The organism is Micromonospora tulbaghiae (assembly GCF_900091605.1).
In the GTDB taxonomy this organism is placed as follows: domain Bacteria; phylum Actinomycetota; class Actinomycetes; order Mycobacteriales; family Micromonosporaceae; genus Micromonospora; species Micromonospora tulbaghiae.
Genome location: NZ_FMCQ01000002.1, coordinates 527,279 through 550,734 on the forward strand (window position 1 = coordinate 527,279; position 23,456 = coordinate 550,734).

The 23,456-nt window shown below is 73.6% G+C and carries 25 protein-coding genes; 12 read left to right on the forward strand and 13 right to left on the reverse strand.

Annotated elements, in window-relative coordinates:
• Nucleotides 1-65 precede the first annotated feature (65 nt).
• Entirely contained in the window at nt 66-1,037 is a 972-nt protein-coding gene (locus tag GA0070562_RS07410) for a sulfonate ABC transporter substrate-binding protein (protein ID WP_091417475.1), read from the reverse strand.
• 143 nt (nt 1,038-1,180) lie between these two features.
• Between GA0070562_RS07410 and GA0070562_RS07415 the strand changes: the two genes are divergently transcribed.
• Nucleotides 1,181-2,347 carry an LLM class flavin-dependent oxidoreductase gene (locus GA0070562_RS07415; RefSeq protein ID WP_091417479.1) on the forward strand — a complete coding sequence of 389 codons (1,167 nt, stop codon included), beginning with the start codon at nt 1,181-1,183 and terminating at the stop codon, nt 2,345-2,347.
• Between the two features lie 96 nt (nt 2,348-2,443).
• Here the strand turns inward: GA0070562_RS07415 and GA0070562_RS07420 are convergent, their stop codons facing one another.
• The 7 genes from GA0070562_RS07420 to GA0070562_RS07450 form a co-directional block, all read right to left on the reverse strand.
• A complete protein-coding gene (locus tag GA0070562_RS07420; RefSeq protein ID WP_091417482.1) occupies nt 2,444-2,953 on the reverse strand; it encodes an NUDIX domain-containing protein in 510 nt (169 codons plus the stop codon).
• Between the two features lie 34 nt (nt 2,954-2,987).
• Nucleotides 2,988-3,584 carry an NADAR family protein gene (locus GA0070562_RS07425; protein WP_091417485.1) on the reverse strand — a complete coding sequence of 199 codons (597 nt, stop codon included), beginning with the start codon at nt 3,582-3,584 and terminating at the stop codon, nt 2,988-2,990.
• Between the two features lie 472 nt (nt 3,585-4,056).
• Nucleotides 4,057-4,698 (reverse strand): SRPBCC family protein, encoded by a 642-nt coding sequence (locus GA0070562_RS07430; protein WP_091417488.1) that lies wholly within the window; start codon nt 4,696-4,698, stop codon nt 4,057-4,059.
• Nucleotides 4,695-5,060, reverse strand: a complete 366-nt coding sequence (locus GA0070562_RS07435) for an ArsR/SmtB family transcription factor (RefSeq protein ID WP_091417492.1) — start codon at nt 5,058-5,060, stop codon at nt 4,695-4,697. The genes GA0070562_RS07430 and GA0070562_RS07435 overlap by 4 nt, the downstream gene beginning before the upstream one ends.
• 106 nt (nt 5,061-5,166) lie before the next feature.
• Nucleotides 5,167-5,841, reverse strand: a complete 675-nt coding sequence (locus GA0070562_RS07440; RefSeq protein ID WP_091417495.1) for a peptidoglycan recognition protein family protein — start codon at nt 5,839-5,841, stop codon at nt 5,167-5,169.
• Nucleotides 5,842-5,929: 88 nt separating this feature from the next.
• Entirely contained in the window at nt 5,930-6,676 is a 747-nt protein-coding gene (locus GA0070562_RS07445) for a lysozyme (protein ID WP_091417497.1), read from the reverse strand.
• A 126-nt stretch (nt 6,677-6,802) separates the two neighbouring features.
• Nucleotides 6,803-8,293, reverse strand: coding sequence for a flavin monoamine oxidase family protein (locus GA0070562_RS07450; RefSeq protein WP_254663758.1), 1,491 nt, complete (start codon nt 8,291-8,293; stop codon nt 6,803-6,805).
• Here GA0070562_RS07450 and GA0070562_RS07455 point away from each other — a divergent pair.
• The 8 genes from GA0070562_RS07455 to GA0070562_RS07490 all read left to right on the forward strand — a co-directional run bounded on the left by GA0070562_RS07455 (nt 8,252) and on the right by GA0070562_RS07490 (nt 15,541).
• Complete coding sequence (locus GA0070562_RS07455; protein WP_071094667.1) at nt 8,252-8,602, forward strand: YciI family protein; 351 nt, start codon at nt 8,252-8,254, stop codon at nt 8,600-8,602. The genes GA0070562_RS07450 and GA0070562_RS07455 overlap by 42 nt on opposite strands.
• A complete protein-coding gene (locus GA0070562_RS07460; protein ID WP_091417501.1) occupies nt 8,599-9,804 on the forward strand; it encodes an RNA polymerase sigma factor in 1,206 nt (401 codons plus the stop codon). Before GA0070562_RS07455 ends, GA0070562_RS07460 begins: the two co-directional genes overlap by 4 nt.
• 141 nt (nt 9,805-9,945) lie before the next feature.
• On the forward strand, nt 9,946-10,752 hold the full coding sequence (locus GA0070562_RS07465) for an ABC transporter ATP-binding protein (RefSeq protein WP_091417504.1): 807 nt from the start codon (nt 9,946-9,948) through the stop codon (nt 10,750-10,752).
• Nucleotides 10,749-11,465 (forward strand): ABC transporter ATP-binding protein, encoded by a 717-nt coding sequence (locus GA0070562_RS07470; protein WP_091417507.1) that lies wholly within the window; start codon nt 10,749-10,751, stop codon nt 11,463-11,465. Before GA0070562_RS07465 ends, GA0070562_RS07470 begins: the two co-directional genes overlap by 4 nt.
• Before the next feature lie 14 nt (nt 11,466-11,479).
• Complete coding sequence (locus tag GA0070562_RS07475) at nt 11,480-12,358, forward strand: branched-chain amino acid ABC transporter permease (protein WP_091417510.1); 879 nt, start codon at nt 11,480-11,482, stop codon at nt 12,356-12,358.
• Nucleotides 12,355-13,497, forward strand: coding sequence for a branched-chain amino acid ABC transporter permease (locus tag GA0070562_RS07480; RefSeq protein WP_091417514.1), 1,143 nt, complete (start codon nt 12,355-12,357; stop codon nt 13,495-13,497). Before GA0070562_RS07475 ends, GA0070562_RS07480 begins: the two co-directional genes overlap by 4 nt.
• 50 nt (nt 13,498-13,547) lie before the next feature.
• Nucleotides 13,548-14,819: an ABC transporter substrate-binding protein gene (locus GA0070562_RS07485; protein ID WP_091417517.1), complete on the forward strand. Its 1,272-nt coding sequence runs from the start codon at nt 13,548-13,550 to the stop codon at nt 14,817-14,819.
• A 95-nt stretch (nt 14,820-14,914) separates the two neighbouring features.
• Nucleotides 14,915-15,541, forward strand: a complete 627-nt coding sequence (locus GA0070562_RS07490) for a TetR/AcrR family transcriptional regulator (RefSeq protein ID WP_091417520.1) — start codon at nt 14,915-14,917, stop codon at nt 15,539-15,541.
• 37 nt (nt 15,542-15,578) lie between these two features.
• Here GA0070562_RS07490 and GA0070562_RS07495 read toward each other — a convergent pair whose 3' ends face one another.
• The 4 genes from GA0070562_RS07495 to GA0070562_RS07510 form a co-directional block, all read right to left on the reverse strand.
• Complete coding sequence (locus GA0070562_RS07495) at nt 15,579-16,166, reverse strand: cysteine hydrolase family protein (protein ID WP_091417523.1); 588 nt, start codon at nt 16,164-16,166, stop codon at nt 15,579-15,581.
• A gap of 10 nt (nt 16,167-16,176) precedes the next feature.
• A complete protein-coding gene (locus GA0070562_RS07500) occupies nt 16,177-18,264 on the reverse strand; it encodes an amylo-alpha-1,6-glucosidase (protein WP_091417526.1) in 2,088 nt (695 codons plus the stop codon).
• On the reverse strand, nt 18,257-18,625 hold the full coding sequence (locus GA0070562_RS07505) for an SCP2 sterol-binding domain-containing protein (protein WP_091417529.1): 369 nt from the start codon (nt 18,623-18,625) through the stop codon (nt 18,257-18,259). Before GA0070562_RS07505 ends, GA0070562_RS07500 begins: the two co-directional genes overlap by 8 nt.
• An 83-nt stretch (nt 18,626-18,708) precedes the next feature.
• Complete coding sequence (locus tag GA0070562_RS07510; protein WP_091417533.1) at nt 18,709-19,125, reverse strand: MarR family winged helix-turn-helix transcriptional regulator; 417 nt, start codon at nt 19,123-19,125, stop codon at nt 18,709-18,711.
• 98 nt (nt 19,126-19,223) lie between these two features.
• Here GA0070562_RS07510 and GA0070562_RS07515 point away from each other — a divergent pair, with 98 nt between their 5' ends.
• From GA0070562_RS07515 to GA0070562_RS07525, 3 genes are all read left to right on the forward strand, one after another.
• Nucleotides 19,224-21,014, forward strand: a complete 1,791-nt coding sequence (locus GA0070562_RS07515; RefSeq protein WP_091417536.1) for an ABC transporter ATP-binding protein — start codon at nt 19,224-19,226, stop codon at nt 21,012-21,014.
• A gap of 103 nt (nt 21,015-21,117) precedes the next feature.
• Nucleotides 21,118-21,675 (forward strand): M23 family metallopeptidase, encoded by a 558-nt coding sequence (locus GA0070562_RS07520; protein WP_091417541.1) that lies wholly within the window; start codon nt 21,118-21,120, stop codon nt 21,673-21,675.
• A gap of 79 nt (nt 21,676-21,754) precedes the next feature.
• Nucleotides 21,755-22,387 carry a VOC family protein gene (locus GA0070562_RS07525; protein WP_091417544.1) on the forward strand — a complete coding sequence of 211 codons (633 nt, stop codon included), beginning with the start codon at nt 21,755-21,757 and terminating at the stop codon, nt 22,385-22,387.
• A 10-nt stretch (nt 22,388-22,397) separates the two neighbouring features.
• Here the strand turns inward: GA0070562_RS07525 and GA0070562_RS07530 are convergent, their stop codons facing one another.
• A complete protein-coding gene (locus GA0070562_RS07530) occupies nt 22,398-23,309 on the reverse strand; it encodes a hypothetical protein (protein ID WP_091417547.1) in 912 nt (303 codons plus the stop codon).
• Between the last annotated feature and the right edge of the window lie 147 nt (nt 23,310-23,456).

The window sequence follows — 23,456 nt, forward strand, 5'->3', positions numbered from 1 at the left end:
CGACCGCCGCGGCGTCGCCCGATCGGGTACGACAGGAGCGGTCGCCTCGGCCAGCGCCGGACCACTCACTGGAACGCCTCGTTGAACCGGCCGTCCACCCGCCCGGCGATGTCGACCGGTCCGGGCACGAGCTTCAGCTCCACGAAGCTGTCCGCGATGGCCTGCAACTCCGCGCCGATCTCCGGGGTGACCGGGGCGAGCGGCTTGGCGCTGCGGGCCAGCGCCCGGGTGGTCACGTCGAGCGGGATCTTCAGCTCGGGTGCGAGGACGGCGGCCCGCTCGGTCGGGTGGGCGATGCCCCAGTCGGTGGTCTGCCGGTACGTGTTCAGGAATGCCCGCACGTCATCGGTGCGGTTCTTCACCGCGTCCGGCGCGGCCAGCACGTACTCGCGGTTGCCGGCCAGGCCGGTGGCGTCGGCGAGCACCCGGACGCCCGGCTGCTCGGCCAGCGCGAAGTAGGGGTCCCAGATGATCCACGCGTCGACCTGCCCGTTGTCGAACGCGGGCCGCCCCTCGGCGGGCTTGAGATACTTCACGTTGATGTCGGCGAGCGTCATCCGGTTGGCCTCCAGCAGCTTGACCAGCAGCCAGTGCACGTTGGAGCCCTTGTTCAGCGCGACCGTCTTCCCGCGCAGGTCGGCGAATCCACGATACGGGCTGTCCGTCTTGACCAGAACCGCCTCGCCCTGCGGGATCGGCTGTGAGGTGCCGACCACGGAGAACGGGATCTTCCCGGCCGCGGCGAACACCGGCGGCGCCTCGCCGACCTGGCCGATGTCGATCGAGCCGGCCTTGAGCGCCTCGGTCAGGGCCGGGCCGCTCTCGAACAGCGACCAGGTGACGTTCTTCGCGTCGCCGCGCGCCTTGACCAGGCTGAGCCCGCCGAAGCGCTGGTAGCCGATGCGCAGCGGACCGTCGCCGCCGCCGCTGGCGTCGGCCGCCTCGCCGCCGCAGGCCGTCAACGCCGTCGCGGCGAGCAGCGCGAGGGTGGTGAGCAGCGCGGCCACTGGCCGGCGGCGCGATCTGGGGGTACGCATGACGACTCCTCGGGGAGGGGAAGGGCCCGGCATCGACGGGCGACAGCAACCTACCAACCCGATAGGTTTTATGGGTAGGGTGTCGGCGTGGTCGTCCCACCACTCAGGAGGCGGCCCGTCCGACAGCGCACCGGAGGTACACCATGTCGCTCACCTTCCACTGGTTCCTGCCGACCTACGGCGACAGCCGGGACATCGTGGGCGGCGGTCACGGCGTACCGGTCGGCACGGCGGGTGGCGCGCGGCCGGCCAGTGTGGCGTACCTGGGGCAGATCGCCCGCACCGCCGAACAGCTCGGCTTCGCCGGCGCGCTCACCCCCACCGGCGCCTGGTGCGAGGACGCCTGGCTGACCACCGCCATGCTCACCGAGGTGACCGAGCGGCTGAAGTTCCTCGTCGCGTTCCGGCCCGGCCTGCTCTCACCCACCCTCGCCGCGCAGATGGCGTCCACGTTCCAGCGCCTGTCCGGCGGGCGGCTGCTGCTCAACGTGGTCACCGGCGGCGAGTCCGCCGAGCAGCGCGCGTACGGCGACTTCCTGGACAAGGACGGCCGCTACGCGCGTACCGACGAGTTCCTGCACGTGGTGCGAGCGCTGTGGCGTGGTGAGACGGTCGACCACGACGGCGCCCACGTGCGGGTCGAAGGCGCCCGGCTCGGCCGGGTGCCCGACCCGGTGCCGCCGGTCTACTTCGGCGGGTCGTCCGGCGCGGCCGGGCCGGTGGCGGTGCGGCACAGCGACGTGTACCTGACCTGGGGCGAGCCGCCCGCGCAGGTGGCCGGCAAGCTGGACTGGATCCGTGGGCTCGCCGCCGAGGCCGGTCGGGAGCTGCGGTACGGCATCCGGCTGCACGTGATCAGCCGCGACACCGCCGAGGAGGCGTGGGCCCAGGCGCGCAAGCTGCTCGACGGCATCCCCGAGGCCGACGTGCGTGCGGTGCAGGAGGGTCTGCGGCGCAGCGAGTCGGAGGGGCAGCGGAGGATGCTCGACCTGCACGGCGGCTCCCGCGACGGACTGGAGGTCTCGCCGAACCTGTGGGCCGGATTCGGGCTGGTACGCGGCGGCGCGGGCACCGCACTGGTCGGCAGCCACACCGAGGTCGCCGACCGGATCGCCGAGTACCACGCGCTCGGCCTGGACGAGTTTATCCTCTCCGGTCACCCGCACCTGGAGGAGGCGTACTGGTTCGGCGAGGGCGTACTGCCGATCCTGCGCCGCCGCGGACTGTGGCGGCACCCGGCCGGTGAGCCGGAGATCGAGGTGCCGGCCGCCGTGCCGTTCTCACCCCAGCCGGTCCCGGCGGGCGGCTGACCGCGTCGCGCCCGTTGGCGGGCTGAGCGTGCCGGGCCGTCCCGGCGCTGCCGGATTCGTCGCGGTCGGGGCCGGGCGTTGGCCGGGTGGCCTCGGTCAGAGCGGGCGTTGGCCGGCGAGGAAGTCGGCCAGCACCCGGGTGTGCGTGGAGAAGGCCAGCTCGACCGGATCGGTGAGCACCAGCCACTCGGTGGCCTCCTCGGTCGGCGCCGACGGCGGCAGGTCACCGACCGGCCGCTCGGGCAGCACGCCGAAGACCATCATGGTGCCGCCCGCCGGTGCGCCGTGCACCGCGAACAGCCGCGCCTCGCCAGCCTCGGCCCGCAGCCCGGTCTCCTCGCGCAGCTCACGGACGAGCGCCTCGGACCACTCCTCGCCGTACTCGATGAAGCCGCCCGGCAACGCGAGCTGCCCCCGGGCCGGTTCGATGTCGCGGCGCACCGCCACCACGCCGAGCCCTTGCGGAGTGTGGACCGGCAGCACCGCCACCGCCACCGGCAGCGGATTGCGCCACACCGTCTCGCCGCAGGAGGAACAGACGCGTGGCCACCCGGCGCCCGCCGGGTAGGCCGCGCCGCAGAACGAGCAGTGCGAGTACGCGGTCACGCCGCAGCACGTTACCCGCACCCCCGGCCCCAGGTCAGGCGTCACCCCTCGGGCCGGCGAGCGTGGCGCGCGCCTCCAGCAGGGCGAACCCGAGCAGGTTGTCGCCCCGCCAGGTCGCCGGGTCGGCGGCGCGCGGATCGTCGGCGGTCAGGCCGATGCCCCAGACCCGGTCGGTCGGGCTGGCCTCGACGAGCACCCGGTCGCCGGTGCCGAGCAGGAACCGTCGCAACGCCTCGTGCTGGGAGAACTTGGCCACGCTGCCGGCCACCACGATCTCGTAGCGCCGGGCCACCCAGGTCGCCTCGTCGAAGTCGCGCACCTGCCGGCCGAGCGCCTTGGCCCGGTGCGGATGCCCGGCGGCCAGCACCCGCTCGGCGACCGCGTGGTCACCGAAGAGGGTCGCCTTGTGCCACATCATCCAGTGCTCGGCGGTGGCGAACTCCCGGCCGTCCACTGTGAACGGCGCCGGCCACCACTGGCTCAGGCAACCCGCGCCGACACTGCCGTCGCGTTGTGGCCGGTGCCCCCAGAAGTGCAGGTACTTGAACGTCTCGCCGGTGTCGAGCGCGGCGGTCAGGTCGGCGACGGAACGGATCGGCATGCCCCGCAGTCTGCCCCAGCCCACCGACATCCCACCGTCGCATTTCGCCCGCAGCGGCGCGCCGCTGCGGGACCATTGTGGATTTTGCCGTGAGCCGGCTCCGTCCCCAGCGGCCCTCCGCACCGGCGTTGACCGCCTCGCCACGCGCGCCGCCCGTCCCCGCATTCGTCCGGAGCCCGCCTCCTGCCCGCCATGCGAGGCGGCCTACCACATCGAGGGAAGCGGGTTCCGCCTTCTGAGATGCAGAGAGATCTTGGTACGAGAGGGCCCCTATGGGGGCCTTCTCGTACCAAGATCTCCAAGAGCCCGGCGAGAGTCGCCAGGGCGATCGGGCAAGGGACGCGACCGCGGCCCCTCGCTCGCCGGGCGAACATCAACTGTCCAGCATGTCCCGGTAGCCTCACCGACCCTGCACTTTGGTGGCCTGCAATCCAGGTGAAGACGGGCATTGCAGGGGCCCGAACTGCAAGATCGGCGAGGGCTGGGGGCGCGGGCGGGAGGGTTACGGGGTGGGGGCGCCGGTGTAGAACGCGGTGACGCGCTCGCCTGCGGCTTGTGCCTCGTCGGGCGGGGTGCCGGCCTCTACGCTTGCGGCCGTCCAGCTCTTGCTGGACTCGGTGACGAAACGACGGCCCTCGTCCGAGGCCATCCACTCGGCTGCGGCGGCCGGGTCGACGCCCGTGCCGTCGGTGGCGAAGTGGGAGGCCAGGCCGACCAGCGCCAGGTCCCAGCCGATGCCGACCGCGCCCGGGCCGTACTCGGCCCACCGCTGGTCGTCGACGTGCGCGACGTGCTCCAGCTCGAAGCGGGTACGCCCCGGTCCCGCCTCGCGCAACCGCACCTCGATCCAGCTCACCTCGCCGCCGAACTCCCAGGTGGCGGCGAAGCCGTGCGGCGGGTCACAGCGCTCGACGGTGCCGCCGGCGTTGCCCTCCAGCTGGTACCGGCCGCCGAGGCTCAGGTCACCGGAGACCGGCAGGAACCAGCGGGGTATCCGTTCCGGGTTCGTGCAGGCGTCGAAGACGTCGGCGACCTGCGCGTCGTACGTCTGGGCGATGGTGAGCACCCGCGCCTGCCCGGCGGGAAGCGTACGGTCGCCGATGCGGCGCTCGACGGCGCTGATCTGTCCGGTCACGTCGATCATGGTTCGGTCCTCTCGTCGTCGGTGGTGTCCTCGCGCAGCCGTCGCTCGCGGCGGCCCCGGGCCAGCTCGGTGGCGAGCGCCGCCAGTGGTGGCGTCCAGAAGCGGCGGAACCCGTCCAGCCACGCGTCGATCTCGCGCAGCGGGCCGGGATCCACGGCGTAGAGGCGGCGGGTGCCCTCGGCGCGCACTGTGGTGAAGCCGTGCTCGCGCAGCACCTTGAGGTGCTGTGAGACGGCGGGCTGGCTGATGCCGAACTCGCGCCGCACGGTCTCGCCGAGCGCGCCGGCGGGTTGCTCGCCGTCGGCGAGCAGTTCCAGGATCCGGCGGCGGACCGGGTCGCCGAGGACGTCGAAGGCGTGCACAACGCCTTTGTATCAGACAAGGCTTATATAAGCCAGCATTGACACAGCGAGCACCGACGCGACGCGGGGCGCCCGTCGCACCCGGGCGCCCCGCGTATCCCCGTGGTCAGCCGCCGAGGCGGGCGGCGACGGTACGGCGCAGCTCCGGCAGGCGGTCGTGCAGCAGGCCGGGGCACTGCGTGTCGTTGAAGTCCTTGTGCCCGTAGATCTCGGTGGGCGCGATGCCGTACTGCTGGCAGGTGAACGCGCAGAACGTGACCAGGCTGTTCCAGAGCGCCTGCGGCGGCTGGACGTTCACGTAGATGCCGTCGTTCTCGATGCCGATGGCCTGGCTGTTCTGCCCGACGCAGTGCGCGCCCTGCACCATGGTCTGGCCGTGCAGCAGCGCGTAGAGGCTGCCGTGCCGGCCCTCGGTCAGGTAGCCGCCCCGGCTGTTGGTGAAGTGCTGCCCGGAGTCGAGCCAGCCGTTGCTGTCCATGTGCAGGTTCTGGATGTCGCGGGAGTTGCGGTACGCCTGGGCGAGGCTGTAGTCGGTGGTGTTCGGGAACGCCGTGTGGTGGACGATGATCTTGTTGGGCCGGCTGGCCACCACGCTCACCGGCGACGAGGGCGGGCGGGCGCCCCAGGTCGCGCAGTTGGCGATGGTCGGCTGGTCGACCCGGGTGGCGGCGGCCCGCGCGCCGGGGCCGGAGCCGATCTGGGTGAGCGCGCCGACGCCGGCGGCGGCGCCGAGCAGGACCGCGCCGCGCAGCACGGTCCGCCGGGGTACGGGAAGGGACATCGCAACCTCCTCGCGGAAGGGGGGCGCCGGATCGGCCGGTACGCCGGGCGTGGCGGGACCGGCACCGCCCGCCACGCCCGGGCCGGGGTCAGCAGGTTCCGTTGCAGGCCAGTACGCGTAGCCGGTCGAGCGAGCCGTTCCACACGTTCTGGTCACCGGGGAAGATGCCGGAGGAGGACCACTGCCAGAACGAGTACGTGCCCCAGCCGGCCGGCAGCGTGCCGACGCTGCTTGCGTAGCGGGCGATCCACAGCGGGTTGTTGGCGGCGAACTGCGAGGTGTTGCCGGTGCAGGTGCTCCACCAGTCGGTGGTGGTGTAGATGGTGGCCCACCGGCCGGTGCGGGCGTAGTACTGGTTGACGAACGAGGCGATCCAGCTGCGCATCGACGCCTGGCTCAGCCCGTAGCAGGTCGCGCCGTACGGGTTGTACTCGATGTCCAGCGCGCCGGGCAGCGTCCGCCCGTCCTTCGACCAGCCGCCGCCGTGGTCGACGAAGTAGTTGGCCTGGGTGGCGCCGCTCGTGGTGTCCGGACGGGCGAAGTGGTACGAGCCGCGGATCATCCCGACGTTGTACGAGCCGTTGTACTGCTGGGCGAAGTACGGGTTGGTGTAGTACGTGCCCTCGGTCGCCTTGACGTACGCGAACCGGGCGCCGTTGGCCCACGCCCCGGACCAGTTCACGTTGCCCTGGTAGCTGGACACGTCCATGCCGGGCAGCCCGGCCGGGGCGGCGCCGGCGGGGGCCGCCCCGAACAGGGTCGCCGCGGCGACGGTGGCGGTGGCGAGCAGCGCGGCTCCGGCCGCGCGCAGCGCCGATCGGATCGACCTGTGCATCTGTCCTCCCTGGGGGTTGCCGCGCTCCGGCGGCGGGAGTATGACGAAAGGAACTGTCGTCATTAGGTCACAGGGCGGAGAAACTTTTCAATAGATCGCATCGAAGAATCTCACTGGATAGGGTGCTCAGCCGAGCTGGGCGAGCGCCTCGGCGGCGGCGCGCTCGCCGGCGGTCACCGCGCCCTCCAGGTAGCCGCTCCACCGGGTCGCCGTCTCCGTGCCGGCCCAGTGCACCCGGCCCACCGGCGTCCGCAGCTCCGGGCCGTACGCGCACCACGCACCGGGCGGCAGGACGCCGCAGAAGCAGCCGCGCGTCCACTCGTCGGCCGACCAGTCGTACTCGACGAGGTCGTCGGGGCGCGCGGCGGCCAGGCCGAAGATCGCGGCGAGCGCGTCGCGCAGCGCGGCCCGGCGCGCGTCGTCAGGCAGCCGGCGCAGCGCCCGGGCCTGCGCGCCGTAGCTGAACGCGGTGAGCACCCCGCCCGGCGCGTCCGGCAGGGAGTTGTCCACCGTCTCGGTGAGCGGCCCGGTGTCGGTGCTGGACACGCCGGAGCGGCCGTCGGCGCGCCAGAACGGCTCCGGGTAGAGCGCGTGCACCTTGAGCGCCACACCCATCGGCATCCGCTGGGTCAGGCCGTCGCGCAGCGGCGGCAGCGGCGGGTCGTACCGGATCCGCCCGGCCAGCGTCGGCGCCAGCGCTACCACCGCCGCGTCGCCGCGGTACGTCTCGCCGCCGGCGCGCAACCGCACGCCGTCGCCGTCCTGCGCGACGCCGTCCACCGGCGCGCGCAGGCACAGGCTCCCGGGCGGCAGCGCGGCGGCCATCCGCTCGGCCAGCACGGCCGGACCGCCGACGACGCGGTCCTGCTGGGCGCCACCGGCCATGCCGAGCAGCGACCGGGTGCCGCCGCCGCTGCGCAGGTAGAACAGCACGTGCAGCAGCGAGACCTCCTCCGGCGAGGCGGCCAGCAGTCCACCGGCGAGCAGCCGGCCCGCGTACCGGGCGGTGACCGGGCCGGCCGCGCTCGCGTCGAGCCAGCCGCCGAGCGTGATCCGGTCCCACCGTGCCGCGTCGTCCGCCCGCCACGGCGCGGCCGGGTCGAGCCGGGCCGCCATCTCGTCGAGCGTGCCGAGCAGTCCGGACAGCCCGGGCGGTTCGCCGGTGGCCGGGCGTCCGCCGAGCAGCAGCGTCGGCTCACCGTGCGCGGGGGAGGGAAAGGTGGCCAGCCCGTACGTGGCGACGAGCGCGTACATCCGGTCCTGGCTCGGGCCGATCCACTGGGCGCCGAGATCGAGCCAGCCGCCGCCGGGCAGCGGGCGGCTGCGCGTCCGGCCGCCCACCCGGTCCCGCGCCTCCAGCACCCGCACCTCCGCACCGGCCGCGTCCAGCGCGAGCGCGCAGGCCAGGCCGGAGAACCCGGCGCCCACGACGACGACCCGGTGGCGGCGCACGCGTCGGCGTACCCCGCTCCCGGCCGGATTCACCCGGCCCGGCGTGTCGAAACGGGCGCCCACCGTTCGTGTGGAGGGTGAAGGGACGGCGCGGGGCCGTCCGGCGGTGACGAGGAGAAGCCGATGAAGCAGTACCTGATCAGCATGTACCAGCCGGCCGGCCAGGGCCGTCCGGACCCGGAGTTCCTGGCCGGGGTGATGCGGGAGGTCGAGGCCATCGGCCGGGACCTGCGGGAGGCGGGGTGCTGGGTGTTCGGCAACGGCCTGCACGACCCGCAGACCGCCACCGTGCTGCGCCCGGCCGGTGACGAGGTGCTGGTCACCGACGGGCCGTTCGCCGAGGGCAAGGAGTACCTGGGCGGCGTCACCGTCATCCGGGCGCCCGACCTGGACGCCGCACTGGACTGGGGCCGCCGGTACGCCCTGGCCACCACGCTGCCGATCGAGGTCCGCCCGTTCCAGGGCGAGGGATGACCGACGTCGAACAGGTCTTCCGGGCCGAGTACGGCCGCGCGGTAGCCGTCATGGTCCGTCTCCTCGGCGACATCGACCTCGCCGAGGAGGCGGTCCAGGAGGCGTTCGCGATCGCCGTGACGCGCTGGGCCGCGGACGGGCCGCCGCCCAGTCCGGCCGGCTGGATCATCACCACCGCCCGGAACCGGGCGATCGACAGGTTGCGGCGCGAGGCGACCCGGGAGGCGCGGCACGCCGAGGCCGCACTGCTGCACGCCGCCGACCCGCCCGCCGAGGAGGGGCCCGTGCCCGACGACCGCCTGCGCCTGATCTTCACCTGCTGCCACCCGGCGCTCGCTGCTCCCGCCCGGGTGGCGTTGACGCTGCGCCTGCTCGGCGGTCTGAGCACCGCCGAGATCGCGCGGGCCTTCCTGGTGCCGGAGCCGACGATGGCCCAGCGCCTGGTCCGGGCCAAGGCGAAGATCCGCGACGCCGGCATCCCGTACCGGGTGCCGCGTGACGCGGACCTGCCGGACCGGCTGCGCGGGGTGCTCGCCGTGGTGTACCTGATCTTCAACGAGGGGCACACGGCCAGCGCGGGGGAGCGGCTGGGCCGGGCCGAGCTGGGTGCCGAGGCGATCCGGCTGGGCCGGCTGCTGGTGACGTTGATGCCGGACGAGCCGGAGGCGCTCGGCCTGCTCGCGCTGATGCTGCTCACCGAGGCGCGTCGCGACGCCCGGACCGGCCCGGACGGGGTGCCGGTGTCGCTGTCCGAGCAGGACCGCGGCCGATGGGACCGGGAGCTGATCGGCGAGGGGCAGGAACTGGTCCGCCGGTGCCTGCGACGGGGCCGGCCCGGCCCGTACCAGGTCCAGGCCGCGATCGGCGCCGTGCACGCGGACGCGCCCACCGCCGCCGCCACCGACTGGGGACAGATCCTCGCGCTCTACGACCAGCTGGCCGCCGTCGCGCCCGGACCGGTGGTGGCGCTGAACCGGGCGGTCGCGCTGGCCGAGGTGCGCGGACCGGCGGCCGGACTGGCCGCTGTGGACGGTCTGGACCTGGGCGGCTACCACGTGTGGCACGCGATCCGGGCCGACCTGCTGCGCCGCCTGGATCGTCCGGCGCAGGCCCGGGTGGCGTACGACGCGGCGATCGCCGGCACCGGCAACGCCGCGGAGCAGACGTTCCTGCGCCGTGCCAGCGACCGCATGCCGGGATGATCGCACCGACCGTGCACGTAGGAGCCCCGGAAGCGAGGGGGAAGGAGTCGTGATCGTCTGGGCATTGACGCGGCGGCAGAGAAAAGTACACTCCCGGTGTAATTAGTTTTTCCACGCCCCGTCGACCGGCACGAGGTGACGATGAGCCCACCGGCCACAGCCGCCGACGGCCTGGCGCTGCACCACGTCGGCGTGCGCTTCGGCGGCCTGGTCGCCCTCGACGACGTCTCGCTGCGGGTACCGCCGGGCCGGGTCGTCGGCGTGATCGGGCCCAACGGCGCCGGCAAGACCACCCTGTTCAACGTGGCCTGCGGCTTCGTCCGGCCGACCGAGGGGTCGCTCACCCTGGACGGCAGGCCGTTCCGGCCCCGCCCGCACGCCCTCACCCGGCTCGGCATCGCCCGCACACTCCAGGGCGTCGGGCTGTTCGCCGGGCTGACCGTGCTGGAGAACGTGGTCGCCGGCGCGAGTCACACCGCCCGCGCCGGTTTCGCCGCCGCGCTGTTCGGTCTGCCCCGCAGCGACAACGACGAGCGGCGGCTGCGCGCGGCCGCCCTGGACCTGCTCGCCGAACTGGGCATCGGGAAGTACGCCGACGCGGTGCCGGCCACCCTGCCGTACCCGGTCCGCAAGCGGGTCGCGCTGGCCCGCGCGCTGATCGCCCGTCCCCGGCTGCTGCTGCTCGACGAACCGGCCGGCGGCCTCGGCGCCGACGACGTGGCCGAGCTGGCCGACCTGGTCCGCGCGCTGCCCGGACGCGACGACGGCTGTGCCGTCCTGCTCGTCGAGCACCACATGGACCTGGTCATGTCCGTCTGCCACGACCTGGTGGTGCTCGACTTCGGCAAGGTGATCGCGGCCGGCCCGCCGGAGCGCATCCGCGACGACCCCCGGGTCACCGAGGCGTACCTGGGCGCGGACGTGCCGGCCGAGGGGAGCGCGTCGTGACCGCCGTGCTGGAGGTCGAGGCGCTCAGCTGCGGCTACGGACCGGTGCCGGTGCTGCACGACGTCGAGTTCACCGTCCCGGCCGGCACCGTCACCGCCGTGCTGGGCGCCAACGGCGCGGGCAAGACCACGCTGCTGCGTACCCTCTCGGGTCTGCTCCGTCCCACCGGTGGCCGCGTCCGGTACGCGGGGGAGGACCTGCGCGGGGTCCGGGTCGAACACCTGGTCCGGCGCGGCCTGGCGCACGTGCCGGAGGGGCGCGGCGTGGTGACCGAGCTGACCGTGGCGGAGAACCTGCGCCTCGGCGGGTTGTGGCGGCGCGACCGGGCCGACGCCCGGCGCGCGCAGGACGAGGTGTACGAGCTGTTCCCCGCCCTGGCCCGCCGCCGCGACCACGCCGGACACCAGCTCTCCGGCGGCGAACGGCAGATGCTCGCGATCGGGCGAGCGCTGATCGCCCGGCCCCGGCTGCTGCTGCTCGACGAGCCGTCGCTCGGGCTGGCGCCCAAGGTGGCCGCGCAGATCATGGCGCTGCTGCGGCGGCTGCGCGACGAGCGAGGGCTCACCGTCCTGCTCGTCGAGCAGAACGTGCGCACCGCGCTGTCGGTAGCCGACCAGGGCATCGTCATGTCGCTCGGGCGGGTGGTGACGGCCGCGCCGGCCGCCCGGCTGCGCGACGACGACCAGCTCCGGCACGCGTACCTCGGATTCTAGGAAGGGGGTCGCGGATGGAGCGGTTCTGGTTCCTCACCTTCGACGGGCTCGCCTCCGGGGCGGTGTACGCGGCGTTCGCGCTCGCGCTGGTGCTCATCTGGCGGGCCGCCCGGGTGGTCAACTTCGCCCAGGGCGCGATGGCCGTGGCCACCGCCTACGTCGGGTACGCGGTCGTCTCCGCCACCGGCTCGTACTGGCTGGGCCTGGCCGCCGCGATCCTGTCCGGACTGGCCCTGGGCGCGCTGGTGGAGCGGCTGCTGATGCGGTTCGCCGGCCCCGGCGGCCCGCTCAACCAGGTGATCGTCGCGCTCGGCCTGGTGCTCGTCATCCAGGCGATGCTCGGCATGGTCTTCGGCAACGACTACCGGCCCGCCCCGGCACCGTTCGACACCGACGCGCTCACCATCGGCGGGGTGGCCGCGCTGTCCCCGTACGACCTGTGGGTGCTCGGCTCGGCGCTCACAGTGGTGGCGCTGCTCGCGCTGCTGTTCACCCGTACCCCGGTCGGCCTGCGCATGCGGGCCGCCGCGTTCGCACCCGAGGTGTCCCGGCTGCTCGGCGTCAGCGTCGGCCGGATGCTCACACTGGGCTGGGCGCTCGCCGCCGGGGTCGGCGCGCTCGCCGGCATGCTGGTCGTCCCCACCGGACTCGGCCTGCACTCGCACGCCATGGACCTGGTATTCGTGGTCGCGTTCACCGCCGCCGTGGTCGGCGGCCTGGACAGCCCGGTCGGCGCTGTCGTCGGCGGCCTGCTGGTCGGGCTGATCCTGTCCTACGTCACCGGCTACCTGGGACCGGACACCACCCCGCTGGCCGTCCTGGTGTTGCTGCTGGCCGTCCTGCTGGTCCGCCCCGGCGGGCTCTTCTCCGCGGCGAGAGCGAGGCACGTGTGACGAGCACACCCACCGAGATCGCGCCCGCCGCGCCGTCCCCGCTGCGTCGGCTGCTCCCCGGCGCACCCGCCGGACGCGAGGCGCGCGGATCCACGCTGCTGCGCCACCTCGCGGTGGCCGTATTCGTCGGCACGCTCGTCGTGCTGGTCACCAACCAGCTCGCGCCGTACCAGAACCTCCAGGTGGCGCGCGTCTGCGCGTTCCTCTGCGTCACCGCCGGGCACACCGTGCTGGTCGGGCTCAACGGCCAGCTCTCCCTCGGGCACGGCGCGCTGATGGCCACCGGCGCGTACACCATGGCGCTGACCCAGCAGGCCCTCGACGAGCGGGCCGTACGCGGCTGGTGGACGCTGCCCGCGTCGCTGCTCGCGGCCGTCGCGGTGACCGCGCTCGGCGGGCTCGTCGTCGGGCTGGCGGCGGCCCGGCTGCGCGGCCCCTACCTGGCCGGTGTGACCCTGGCCGTGGCGACGCTCGTCCCGGCGGTCACCACGATCTTCACCGGCGTGTTCAACGGCGAGCAGGGTCTGCCGTTCCCGGCCCAGACGCCACCGGCGGCACTCGGCGCCTACTTCCAGCCCGAACGCTGGCTGGCCTGGATCGCGCTGGCCGCCGCGCTGCTCACCATGCTGCTGCTGGCGAACCTGGTCCGCAGCCGCTTCGGCCGGTCCCTGCGGGCGGTCCGCGACGACGAGGTCGCCGCCCGGCTCGCCGGTATCCCGGTGGCCCGCACGCAGGTGCTCGCGTTCGTGGTCAGCGCCGCCTGCGCCGGCCTGGGCGGCGGCGTGTACGCCATGCTCACCGCCACCGTCGCGCCCGGCAAGTTCCCGCTGGACCTGTCGCTGTTCCTGCTCATGGCGATCGTGATCGGCGGGCTGGGCAGCCTGGCCGGCGCGGTCTGGGGAGCGGTGCTGCTGGTGGCGCTCCAGGACCTGCCCGGTCTGCTCACCGAACACCTCAGCCTCTCCGCCGGGCTGGCTCAGCGGCTGGAGGGCAACCTCGCGCTCGCCGTGTTCGGCCTGGTCCTCATCGTCGTCATGCTCGCCGCCCCGGGCGGCATCGCCGGGGGCGTCCGCGCCGTGCGCGCCCGGCTGCTCGCGGCGCTGCGCCGTCGCCGGGCCACCCGGTCGCCGGACCGCTGACCTCACCGGTTCCACCCACCGTTCGCACCGTCGCACCGGATTGGAGAACCATGCGCCCCACCACCCGCCGCGTTCTCGCGGCCGCCGCAGGCCTGGCCCTGCTGGCCGCGTTACCTGCTTGCGCCGACGACGAGAAGCAGGCCGCCGAGAACGTCCCCGGCGTCAGCGACTCCGAGGTCGTCATCGGCACCCACCAACCGCTCACCGGACCGGCCGCGCCCGGCTACTCGAAGATCTCCGCCGCCACCAAGGCGTACTTCGAGCACGTCAACAGCAAGGGCGGCGTGCACGGCCGGAAGATCGTCTACAAGGTCATGGACGACGGCTACAACCCCGCCAACACCGAGAACGTGGTCCGCAAGCTGGTGCTCGACGACAAGGTCTTCGCGCTGCTCGGCGGCCTGGGCACGCCCACGCACACGAACGTGCTGGAGTTCGTCAAGACGCAGAAGGTGCCGGACCTGTTCGTCGCCTCCGGCAGCCGCAACTGGAACCAGCCGGACAAGTATCCGACGACGTTCGGCTGGCAGCCCGACTACACGGTCGAGGGCAAGATCCTGGCCGGCTACGTCAAGCGCGAGTTCCCCGGCGCGAAGGTCTGCCACTTCGGGCAGAACGACGACTTCGGGCGGGACTCGCTGGCCGGCGTCGAGCAGGTCCTCGGCCCGGTCGCGGCGAAGCAGACGTACACCACCACCAACCAGCAGGTCGGCCCGGCGATCGGGGCGCTGCGCGCGGCCGGCTGCCAGGTGGTCGTCGCGGCGACCATCCCCGGCTTCACCGCGCTCGCCATGGGCCAGGCCGCCGGGCAGGGCTTCAAGGCGCAGTGGGTGGTGTCCAACGTGGGCGCCGACTACACCACGCTGTCCGCGCAGCTCGGCGACAAGAAGGTGATCCTCGAGGGCATGGTGGCCGACAACTACCTGCCGAACGTGGCCGACACCGCGAACCCGTGGATCCAGGAGTTCACCAAGATCCACCAGAAGTACAACGCCGGCAACCCGGTCGACGGCAACGCGATCTACGGCTACTCGATGGCGTACACGTTCGTGCAGGCGATGCTCGCCGCCGGGCCCGATCCCACCCGGGAGAAGCTGGTCGAGGCCGTGCGCAAGGGCGGCTTCCGCGGCCCGGGCCTGGTCCCCTTCCGGTACGCCGAGGGCGTGCACGCCGGCTACGGCGGGGTCCGGCTCACCAAGGTGAGCAACGGCGTGCAGGCGTACTTCGGTCCCGCGTACACCACCGACGACGGTGACGGCGCCGTCACCGAGTTCACCGACCCGCCGACGAACCCGCCCGCGGACGCCGTGCCGACGTCCTGACCACAGTGCTGTCGCCGGGCGGCCGGGTGCCGGTCGCCCGGCGGCACGCACGTAGAGTGGCCGCCGGCAGACGAGCAACAGGAGAGCCCGTACCCATGATCGAGCTGGAGACCGACCCGCCGGAGCGGGTGGACGGCCGGGCGGCGCGGGCCGAGCGGACCCGCGCCGCGATCGTGGAGGCGCACCTGGCCCTGATCGACTCCGGTGACCTGCGGCCCACCGGGGAACGGATCGCCGAGCGGGCCGGGGTGTCGCTGCGCACGCTCTGGACCAACTTCAAGGACATGGAGACGCTGTTCGCCGCGACCGGGCGGCGGGTCGGCGAGCGGCAGGCCGCGCTCTGGCGGCCGGTGTCGCCGGAGCTGCCGCTGACCGCCCGGATCGCCGCGTTCTGCGACCAGCGCGCCCGGCTGCTGGAGGTGCTGGCGCCCTCGGCCCGCGCGTCGGCGCTGCGGGAGCCGTTCTCCCCGCAGTTGCGCCGCAACCGGGAGGCGGCCGTCACCCGGGTCCGGCAGGAGATCGAGGCGGTGTTCGCCCCGGAGCTGGCGCAGGCCGGGCCGGGCCGGGAACAGTTGGTGGACGCGCTCACGGTGGCCGGCACCTGGTCGGCCTGGTCGATGATGCGCGACTCGATGGGGCTCGACGTCGACGCCGCCCGCGCCGTGATGGCCCGTACGCTCGGCGCGCTGCTGGTCGACGCGATCGCCGCCGGCCTGCGCTGACGCTCCCGGCGGCCTGAGCTGAGCGCCCCGGCGGCCGTCAGGCGATCTCGCCGGCGGCCGCGACCTCGCCGAGCTGACCCAGCGTGCTCAGGTAGGTGTCGTGCAGCTCGTCGGTGGCCGCCGTGCACGCGTCGGAGACGGTGACGATGCGGTACCCGTGGTCGACCGCCTGGTAGGCGGTGCCGGTGACGGCCAGGTTCGTCGCGACGCCGGTGAACACGACTGTCCGCACGCCCCGGCCGCGCAGGATCAGGTCCAGTTCGGTGCCGAAGAACCCGCCGAGCCGGGTGGAGGTGACGACGACGTCGCCCGGCTGCCGCGCGACCTCGTCGACGATCCGGGTCTTCGGGTCGCCCTCCAGGAACGCCCCGTGTTCCCTGATCATGGCGAAGCTCGGGGTGTTGGCGATCAGGTCCGGATAGCCGGGCCGGTAGGCGACGCGGGTGAAGACGACCAGGCCGCCCGCCGCCCGCGCGGCGACGGCGACCCGGGCCGCGTTCGCCGCCACGCCGTGCCGGGCCACCTGGCCGGCGAAGAACGGGCCGAAGACGCCGTCCGGGCTGACCACCTCGTGTTGCCAGTGGACGCCCACGACCGCGGTGTGCGCCCAGTCGATGCGCTGCATGTCGATCCCGTCACGGTGCGGAGAGTTGCTGCGGCGCCAGCTCGTAGCGGCTCAGGCCGCCGGCGGCGGTGCTCCTGCCGAAGGCGTCCCGGCGCCCCCAGCGGCCGGGGACGTCGAGCAACGCCACGTAGTCGAGGCTAGCAGGCAGGGCGGGCCGGGCCACGAGATCGTCGCCGACCGGCCGGAGCCCGAGCATCGTCCGCAGGAGCAGCAGCGGCGCCCCGGCCGACCAGGCCTGCGGGCTGCACGCGGTCGGATAGCGGATCGGGTAGCGGGTCTCGGACCGGGCGTGCCCGGCGAACGCCTCCGGCAGCCGGCCGTCGTAGAAGGCCGCCGCGTCCAGGATGCCGGCCGCGATGCGGGCCGCCTCGTCGGCGTACCCGTAGCGCCGCAGACCCCAGGCGATGAACGAGTTGTCGAACGGCCAGATGGTCCCGACGTGGTAGCCGACCGGGTTGTAGCGGGCCTCGCCCTCGGCCAGCGTGCGGACACCCCAGCCGCTGAACATCGCCGGTGACATCAGGTGCCGTACCAGGGCCTCGGCCTTCGGCTCCTCGACGATGCCGCTCCACAGCAGGTGGCCGATGTTCGACGACAGGGCGTCCACCCGGCGACCGTCGCCGTCCAGCGCCAGCGCCATGTACTCGCCGTCGTCGATCCAGAAGTCGTGGTTGAAGCGGCGCCTGAGGTCGGCGGCGTCCCGCTCCAGCCGGTCCGCGTACGCCGGGTCGCGCCAGATCTCGCGGGCCAGCCGGGCGGTGCGCACCTTCGCGTCGTACGCGTACCCCTGGAGTTCGCAGGTGGCGCGCGGGAAGCCCGGCAGCCGGCCGTCGCGGTGGGAGATGCTGTCCCAGGAGTCCTTCCAGCACTGGTTCTCCAGGCCGTTCACCGGGTTGCGCCGCTCGTAGGAGACGTAGCCGTTGCCGGCCCGGTCGGCGTAGTGGTCGATCCAGTCGACGGCCGCCCGCGCCTCCTGCTCCACCGCGCGTACGAGGGCGGCGTCGCCGGTCCACCGCTCGTACTCGTCGAGCAGCACGAGGAACAGGGGAGTGGCGTCCGCGCTGCCGAAGTAGGGGCTGTGCGGTGTCTCGTCGAAGACGGTCAGCTCGCCGTAGCGCATCTCGTGCAGGATCCGGCCCGGCTCCTCCTCCCGGAAGTCGTCGATCCGGCTGCCCTGGCGGAAGGCGAGCACGGTGAGCGTGGTGGCGGCGAGTTCGGGTGCGAACGGCAGCGCCTGGAGGCTGGTGAGGATGCTGTCGCGGCCGAACAGGCACATGAACCAGGGCAACCCGGCGGCCAGGACGCACCCGGCTCCGGCGAGGAACGGACTGAACCGCAGCGCGGCCAGGTCGATGAGGCTCTGCCGGTAGGTGTTCTGCAACGGTCCCCAGCTGGTCTCCAGGCGCGGCGCCCGGTCCAGCCACTCCCGTAGCTCGGCGGGCTTGTTCCGGGCGTGGCCCTCGACCCGTCCGGGCAGGCTGAGCCGCTCCAGCCCTCGGGGCAGGGAGAGGTCCGGCTCGGCGCTCAACCGGGTCTGCCACCGGCCGTGCGGTTCGATGTGCACGCGCAGCGTCAGGCCGCTCTCGTCCACCTCCGCCGGAGCCGTCGCCGACACGATCGTCTCGCGGCGGTAGCGTTCGCGCTGGTAACCCAGGACGAGTCGCGGGCCGTCGACCCGCCGGTAGTGCCGCCCCTCGCGGTTCGTCGCGCCCTCCTTGACCGCGAAGAGGTCCGCGAAGTCCGCGTCCACCTCGATCCGCACGGTCAGGTCGACGGGCCGCCGGTCGTTGTTGACCAGGAGCAGGTCCTCCTGGAGTCCGGTGTCGAGCCGGTGGGTCCGGCGCACCTCCAGCGTGCTGTTGACGTAGACGTCCTGACTGCCCGGAACCAGGTAGAACCGGTTCTCGAAGTACTGGATGTCGTCGATGGACAGCGTGCTGAGCCGCTCGCCGTCGATGGTGAGCTGCCACCGGGACAGCAGGCGGGTGTCGTGGGCGAACAGGCCGTGGGTGGCGTCGGCCGCCGGGACGATGTCGCCCGCCCGGTCGCAGACCAGGAAGATCGTCCCGTCGAAGATGCCGACGTGGCCGTCAGCCATCGTCGTCTCCCCGGTGTCGTTCCGGGCGCGAGCCGGGCGGGGAGGGGAACAGTCGGCGTACGGTCGCGAACAGCCGCGGGCTGCCCTCCACCTCGGCCTCGCCGCGCAGGACCGTGGTCAGGAAGTACGCCTCGCCCCGCGCGATCCGGTCGAAGACGGCCCGGTCCGCCCGGACGACCGCGTCCCCGCCGGTGGCCTGCCGCGCCGCGGTGACCTCGCCCCGGGCGATGGAGACCAGCCAGTGGTCGACCGAGCCGTCGCCGGCGATGTCGAACCGGACGGTGCCCTCGTGCAGCGCTGTCAGCCCGCGCTGCCTGTGCTGCCCCAGGCTCCGGAAGAACTCTTCGGTGGCGTCGACCATCGGCCCTCCTCCCGATGGCGCTATTCCCCGCCACGGGGCCTGTCGCCTCACCCGGAACGGGTGAAACCGGGGAAGCCGGAGACCTAGTCCTCGCGCAGCAGGCGCAGGATTCTGGCCAGCTCGGTCCGGTCCTCCGGTGCGAGCGCGCCGAAGAACCGTGCCGCCTCGGTGGCCCGCGCCTGCCGGATGGCGGTGCCCACCCGCTCGCCCTCGGCGGTGGGGGCGACAAGCGTGGCCCGCCGGTCGTCCGGGTCGGGCCGGCGCTCGACCAGGCCCCGCTCCTGCAACCCGTCGACCACCTCGGTGGCCGAGCGCGGCGCGATGCGCAGGTGCTCGGCGAGTGCGCCGGGCCGCAGCGCGCCGTGACGCATCAGCACGCCGAGCGCCCGCGCCTGCCCGGGGCTGATCTCCCACGGCTCCAGCGCGCGTTTGGTCTGGTGACGCAGTCGGCGGGTCACCGCCCAGAACGTCTCGGCCAGGCTCTCGTCGCTGCCGCTCACGGGGAATACGGTAGCAGTATTTCGTGTTGCTCCCTCATGTTGAGGTAACCTCAGCATTGTCGTTAACCTCAGCATCGTCCCCCACATGAGGAGCACCCTTGGATCGCATCCCCGACGGCCGCCGTGACGGCCGAACCGTTTCCCCCGCCGAGAAGGCCCAGGCCCGCGAGGTGTCCCTGCGCCGGATCGGCGGCCTGTTCACCGCCCACCGAGGCCCGCTCGCCACCGTCGTGGCGATCATCGTGGCGTCCTCGATCATCGCGATGGCCACGCCGTTCCTGCTGCGTGCCGTGATCGACCGGGCCCTGCCCGAGCGTGACCTGACGCTGCTGGCCTGGCTGGTCGCGGGCATGGTCGCGGTGGCCGCTGTCACCGCCGTGCTCGGCGTCGCGCAGACCTGGATCTCCACCCGCGTCGGTCAGGAGGTCATGCACCGGCTGCGCGCCGACGTCTTCGCCCACCTCCAGCGGCAGTCGATCGGCTTCTTCGTGCGCACCCGCACCGGCGAGGTGCAGTCCCGCATCACCAACGACATCGGCGGCATGCAGTCGGTGGTCACCTCCACCGCCACCTCGATCGCCGCCAACCTCACCACTGTCGTCGCCACCACCATCGCCATGCTGGCGCTGAGCTGGCGCCTCACCCTGGTCTCGGCGGTCGTGCTGCCGCCCGCGCTCTGGCTCACCCGCCGGGTCGCCCGGCTGCGCCGGGAGATCACCGCCCAGCGTCAGCGCGAACTGGCCGACCTCACGGTGACCATCGAGGAGGGGCTGTCGGTCAGCGGCGTACGGCTGGCCAAGACGCTCGGCACCGGCCCGGCCCTGGTCGACCGGTTCACCGCCTCCTCGGCCCGCCTGGTCGACCTGGAACTGCGCTCGGAGCTGGCCGGACGCTGGCGGATGGCAGCCATGAGCATCGTCTTCGCCGCCATCCCCGCGGTGATCTACCTGGGCGCCGGGCTGCCCGGCACCGCCGGCACGCTCACCATCGGCACGCTCGTCGCGTTCACCGCGCTCCAGGGCAACCTGTTCCGGCCGCTGATGGGCCTGCTCAACGTGGGCGTGACGCTCACCGCGTCGCTGGCGCTGTTCGCCCGGATCTTCGAATACCTCGACCTGCCCGTCGAGGTCGCCGAGCCGGCCCGCCCGGTGCCGCTCGACCCGGCCACGGCCCGCGGCCACCTGCGCGTCGAGGACGCCACCTTCAGCTACCCGGGCAGCGACACCGCCGCGCTCGCGGGCGTCAGCCTGGACGTCCCGGCCGGCACCAGCCTCGCCCTGGTGGGGGAGACCGGCTCCGGCAAGAGCACGCTCGCCGCGCTGATCAGCCGGCTGCACGACCCGGACGCCGGCCGCATCACCATCGACGGGATCGACCTGCGCGACCTGCGCCCGGCCGACCTGGCCGCCGTCGTGGGCGTGGTCAGCCAGGAGACGTACCTGCTGCACGCCACCGTGCGGGACAACCTCCGGTACGCGCGCCCGGACGCCACCGACGCCGACATCGAGGCCGCCGCCCGCGCCGCCCGCATCCACGACCTCATCGCTGCGCTGCCCGACGGGTACGACACCATGGTCGGCTCGCGCGGCCACCGGTTCTCCGGCGGCGAGCAGCAGCGCCTGGCGATCGCCCGGACCCTGCTGCGCGACCCGCGGATCCTGGTGCTGGACGAGGCGACGAGCGCGCTGGACACCGAGACCGAGCGCGCGGTCCAGCGGGCGCTGGACGAGCTGGCCCGGGGCCGGACCGTGGTGACCATCGCGCACCGGCTCTCCACCGTCCGCGACGCCGACCGCATCGCGGTGCTCGACCACGGCCGGATCGTCGAGTCCGGCACCCACGACGCGTTGCTGGACCGGCGCGGCCGGTACGCCGCCCTGGTCGGCTGACCGTAGGAAAGTTTTGGCCGGGCATTCATACCCGTAGCTATTTACCCGACGTCCGCGCGGCCCATAGCATCGACCCTGATCACTCGATGCGAGGAGGGGAACGATGTCGCTGATGACCACCGCCGCCCGGTGGCGCGTGCCGGCGCTGCTCACGACCGCTGTCGTCGCCGGGGCGATGCTCGGCGTGCAGCCCGCGCAGGCCGCCCGGCCGGGCTTCCGGATGCCGTTCCTGTGCGGGCAGACCTGGCAGGGCAACAACTGGAACGGGCACAGCCCGGCCCACGCCATCGACTGGAACCACTACGACGCCAACGGCAGCCCGGACGACCTCAACCGCCGGACGGTCGCCAGTGCCGCCGGCACCGTGCTGGAGTCGTACTACTCCACCACCTCCGGCTACGGGAACACCATCGTCATCGGGCACGGCGACGGCTGGCGCACCCGGTACGCCCACCTCAACTCGCGTGCGGTGGCCAAGGGCGACACCGTGAAGCGCGGCGACGTCATCGGCCGGGTCGGCGCGACGTCGGCGAAGTACGACCTCAGCCCGCACCTGCACTACGAGCAGATCCACGACGGCAGCGTCGTCGTGGCGGTCGTCCAGGGCGTCACCTGGTCCGACGGGCTCAAGCGCAACCAGACCAGCACCAACGGCTGCTGACCCCGGGAAACCCGCCGACCGGGACGAAACCCGATCTGCAAGACGTGATTTACGGACCGCCAATGGGTAGAGTGGCGCGGTGCGCAGCGGAGTGCAGGCTCAGGTCCCGGTCCTGAACGTCGGTGACGTCGACGCGGCCGGCCGGTTCTACGCCCTGTTCGGCTACACCGGGCAGCGCGGCGAGGACGGCCGGTCGCGCCTGCGCTGCGGCGACCTGACCCTGCTGATCTTTGAGGCCAGCCCGGTCCCGGCCGCGCTGTACCTCTACGTCGACGACGTCGCCGCGACCGCCGGACGCCTCGTCGCAGCCGGCCATCCGGTCGACCACCTTCCCGGCGGTGAGTGCCGCACCGTCGACCCGGACGGCAACACGATCCTGTTCACCCGGTCGTCGTCCCTGCCCGTCCCGGCCCCGCAGGCAGCGGACGGGCGGCCCTCGCAGGTCCGGCGGGCCGCCCAGGTCGCCGCGCGGCGCGACGGTGCTCCCGGGTACTGCCAGATCGGCGGGCCGCGCGGCGAGCCCTGCGCCGAGCCGGCCGAGGTCAAGCTCGCCGACTCGTGGGGCGACACGGTGTGGGGCTGCCTGACCCATGCCGACGAGGCGCTCGTCAACGCGCGCGGCGCGTTCCTGGCCACCGAGGACAGCACCGGCATCGCCGCGTACCTGGCCGCCCGGCAGACCCGCCCCGAGACGGCCGCCGTCCCGGCCTGACCCGCCCGGCTCAGACCCGGGGCGGCTCCGGCTCGCCGGGGCGGGGCCGCTGCCCAGGGGCCGGGCGCGGTGCGGGCGGGGGGAGCAGTGGCTCCAACGGGGTGAACGACTCCACCGGTCCGTCCGGCCGCGATCCACGCCGCGCCCGCCCCGCCTCGCCCGGCATCCCTCCCGCGTCCCGCGCCGGGCCCGTCGCCTCGCTCCGGTTGGCCGACGGCGCCGTGGTGGCCGGTTCGCTGACGTCCCCCGCCCGCGTCGCGGACGGCGTTTCCTGCCGGTCGCGCCGGTCGCGTTCCTCGGCGTACTCGGCGCGGCGCCGGGCCAGGTCGCGTTCGCACTCCAGCGCGATGCGCTGCTCCCAGTACGGCTGAAGCAGCTTGCGCACCCGCTCGTCCAGGTGCACTGTCACGTCCGGCTCGCAGGCGAACGTCACCTCGCCGCGCGCGTACGTCCAGGGCGGTGGGTCGTCGTCGGCGAGCGCGGCGGTCAACGCGGCGTGCAGGTCGCGCGGGCGGTGCGGCGGCACCTCCACCGCGCACCGGACGGCCAGCCGGTGCAGGCGCTGCGCGGCCTGCTGCTGGAAGTAGTCCACGTACCAGCCGAACAGCTCCGGCCGGGCGGTCTCCGACGACCAGGTGTAGGTGGCGCGCACCAGGAACACGTACACCTGGCCCTGCGCCGGCACCGCGAGCGGCTCCGGGGCGCGCCTGTCGACTGTGGTCACCGGCGTCACCGGCTCCTCGGTCCACCAGAGTTGCCGCAGCGTCGGCTGCGCGCCGTCCCAGAAGCGCCGGGTCCGCACGCGCGCGGCCTCGCCGAGCGCCCGCGTCCGTACGCTCCAGCGCCGCCGCCAGCCGTCGACCGGCGCGCCGGTCGCGGGCCGGCGGTCACCCGGCCCCGGATCCTCCGGCACCGCGGTCATCGCACCCCCTCCATGCCGGATCGCAGCACCGCGTCCCGCGGCGTCACGGGACGCGCGGGCCGTCGGGCGAGGGGTGGCCGGACCGCCGTGGCGGTCCGCGATCCACGCTAACAACCCCGACCGGTGTACGCGCGCAGCCGCGAGCAC

Excerpts from the sequence above, each read along its gene's own strand:
- GA0070562_RS07425 (WP_091417485.1), bottom strand. The coding sequence starts at position 3,584 with ATGTCGGTGGGCTGGGGCAGACTGCGGGGCATGCCGATCCGTTCCGTC.
- GA0070562_RS07455 (WP_071094667.1), top strand. The coding sequence starts at position 8,252 with ATGAAGCAGTACCTGATCAGCATGTACCAGCCGGCCGGCCAGGGCCGT.
- GA0070562_RS07445 (WP_091417497.1), bottom strand. The coding sequence starts at position 6,676 with ATGCACAGGTCGATCCGATCGGCGCTGCGCGCGGCCGGAGCCGCGCTG.
- GA0070562_RS07430 (WP_091417488.1), bottom strand. The coding sequence starts at position 4,698 with ATGATCGACGTGACCGGACAGATCAGCGCCGTCGAGCGCCGCATCGGC.
- GA0070562_RS07505 (WP_091417529.1), bottom strand. The coding sequence starts at position 18,625 with ATGGTCGACGCCACCGAAGAGTTCTTCCGGAGCCTGGGGCAGCACAGG.
- GA0070562_RS07495 (WP_091417523.1), bottom strand. The coding sequence starts at position 16,166 with ATGCAGCGCATCGACTGGGCGCACACCGCGGTCGTGGGCGTCCACTGG.
- GA0070562_RS07440 (WP_091417495.1), bottom strand. The coding sequence starts at position 5,841 with ATGTCCCTTCCCGTACCCCGGCGGACCGTGCTGCGCGGCGCGGTCCTG.
- GA0070562_RS07530 (WP_091417547.1), bottom strand. The coding sequence starts at position 23,309 with ATGACCGCGGTGCCGGAGGATCCGGGGCCGGGTGACCGCCGGCCCGCG.
- GA0070562_RS07475 (WP_091417510.1), top strand. The coding sequence starts at position 11,480 with ATGGAGCGGTTCTGGTTCCTCACCTTCGACGGGCTCGCCTCCGGGGCG.
- GA0070562_RS07460 (WP_091417501.1), top strand. The coding sequence starts at position 8,599 with ATGACCGACGTCGAACAGGTCTTCCGGGCCGAGTACGGCCGCGCGGTA.
- GA0070562_RS07520 (WP_091417541.1), top strand. The coding sequence starts at position 21,118 with ATGTCGCTGATGACCACCGCCGCCCGGTGGCGCGTGCCGGCGCTGCTC.
- GA0070562_RS07410 (WP_091417475.1), bottom strand. The coding sequence starts at position 1,037 with ATGCGTACCCCCAGATCGCGCCGCCGGCCAGTGGCCGCGCTGCTCACC.
- GA0070562_RS07500 (WP_091417526.1), bottom strand. The coding sequence starts at position 18,264 with ATGGCTGACGGCCACGTCGGCATCTTCGACGGGACGATCTTCCTGGTC.
- GA0070562_RS07415 (WP_091417479.1), top strand. The coding sequence starts at position 1,181 with ATGTCGCTCACCTTCCACTGGTTCCTGCCGACCTACGGCGACAGCCGG.
- GA0070562_RS07465 (WP_091417504.1), top strand. The coding sequence starts at position 9,946 with ATGAGCCCACCGGCCACAGCCGCCGACGGCCTGGCGCTGCACCACGTC.
- GA0070562_RS07490 (WP_091417520.1), top strand. The coding sequence starts at position 14,915 with ATGATCGAGCTGGAGACCGACCCGCCGGAGCGGGTGGACGGCCGGGCG.
- GA0070562_RS07485 (WP_091417517.1), top strand. The coding sequence starts at position 13,548 with ATGCGCCCCACCACCCGCCGCGTTCTCGCGGCCGCCGCAGGCCTGGCC.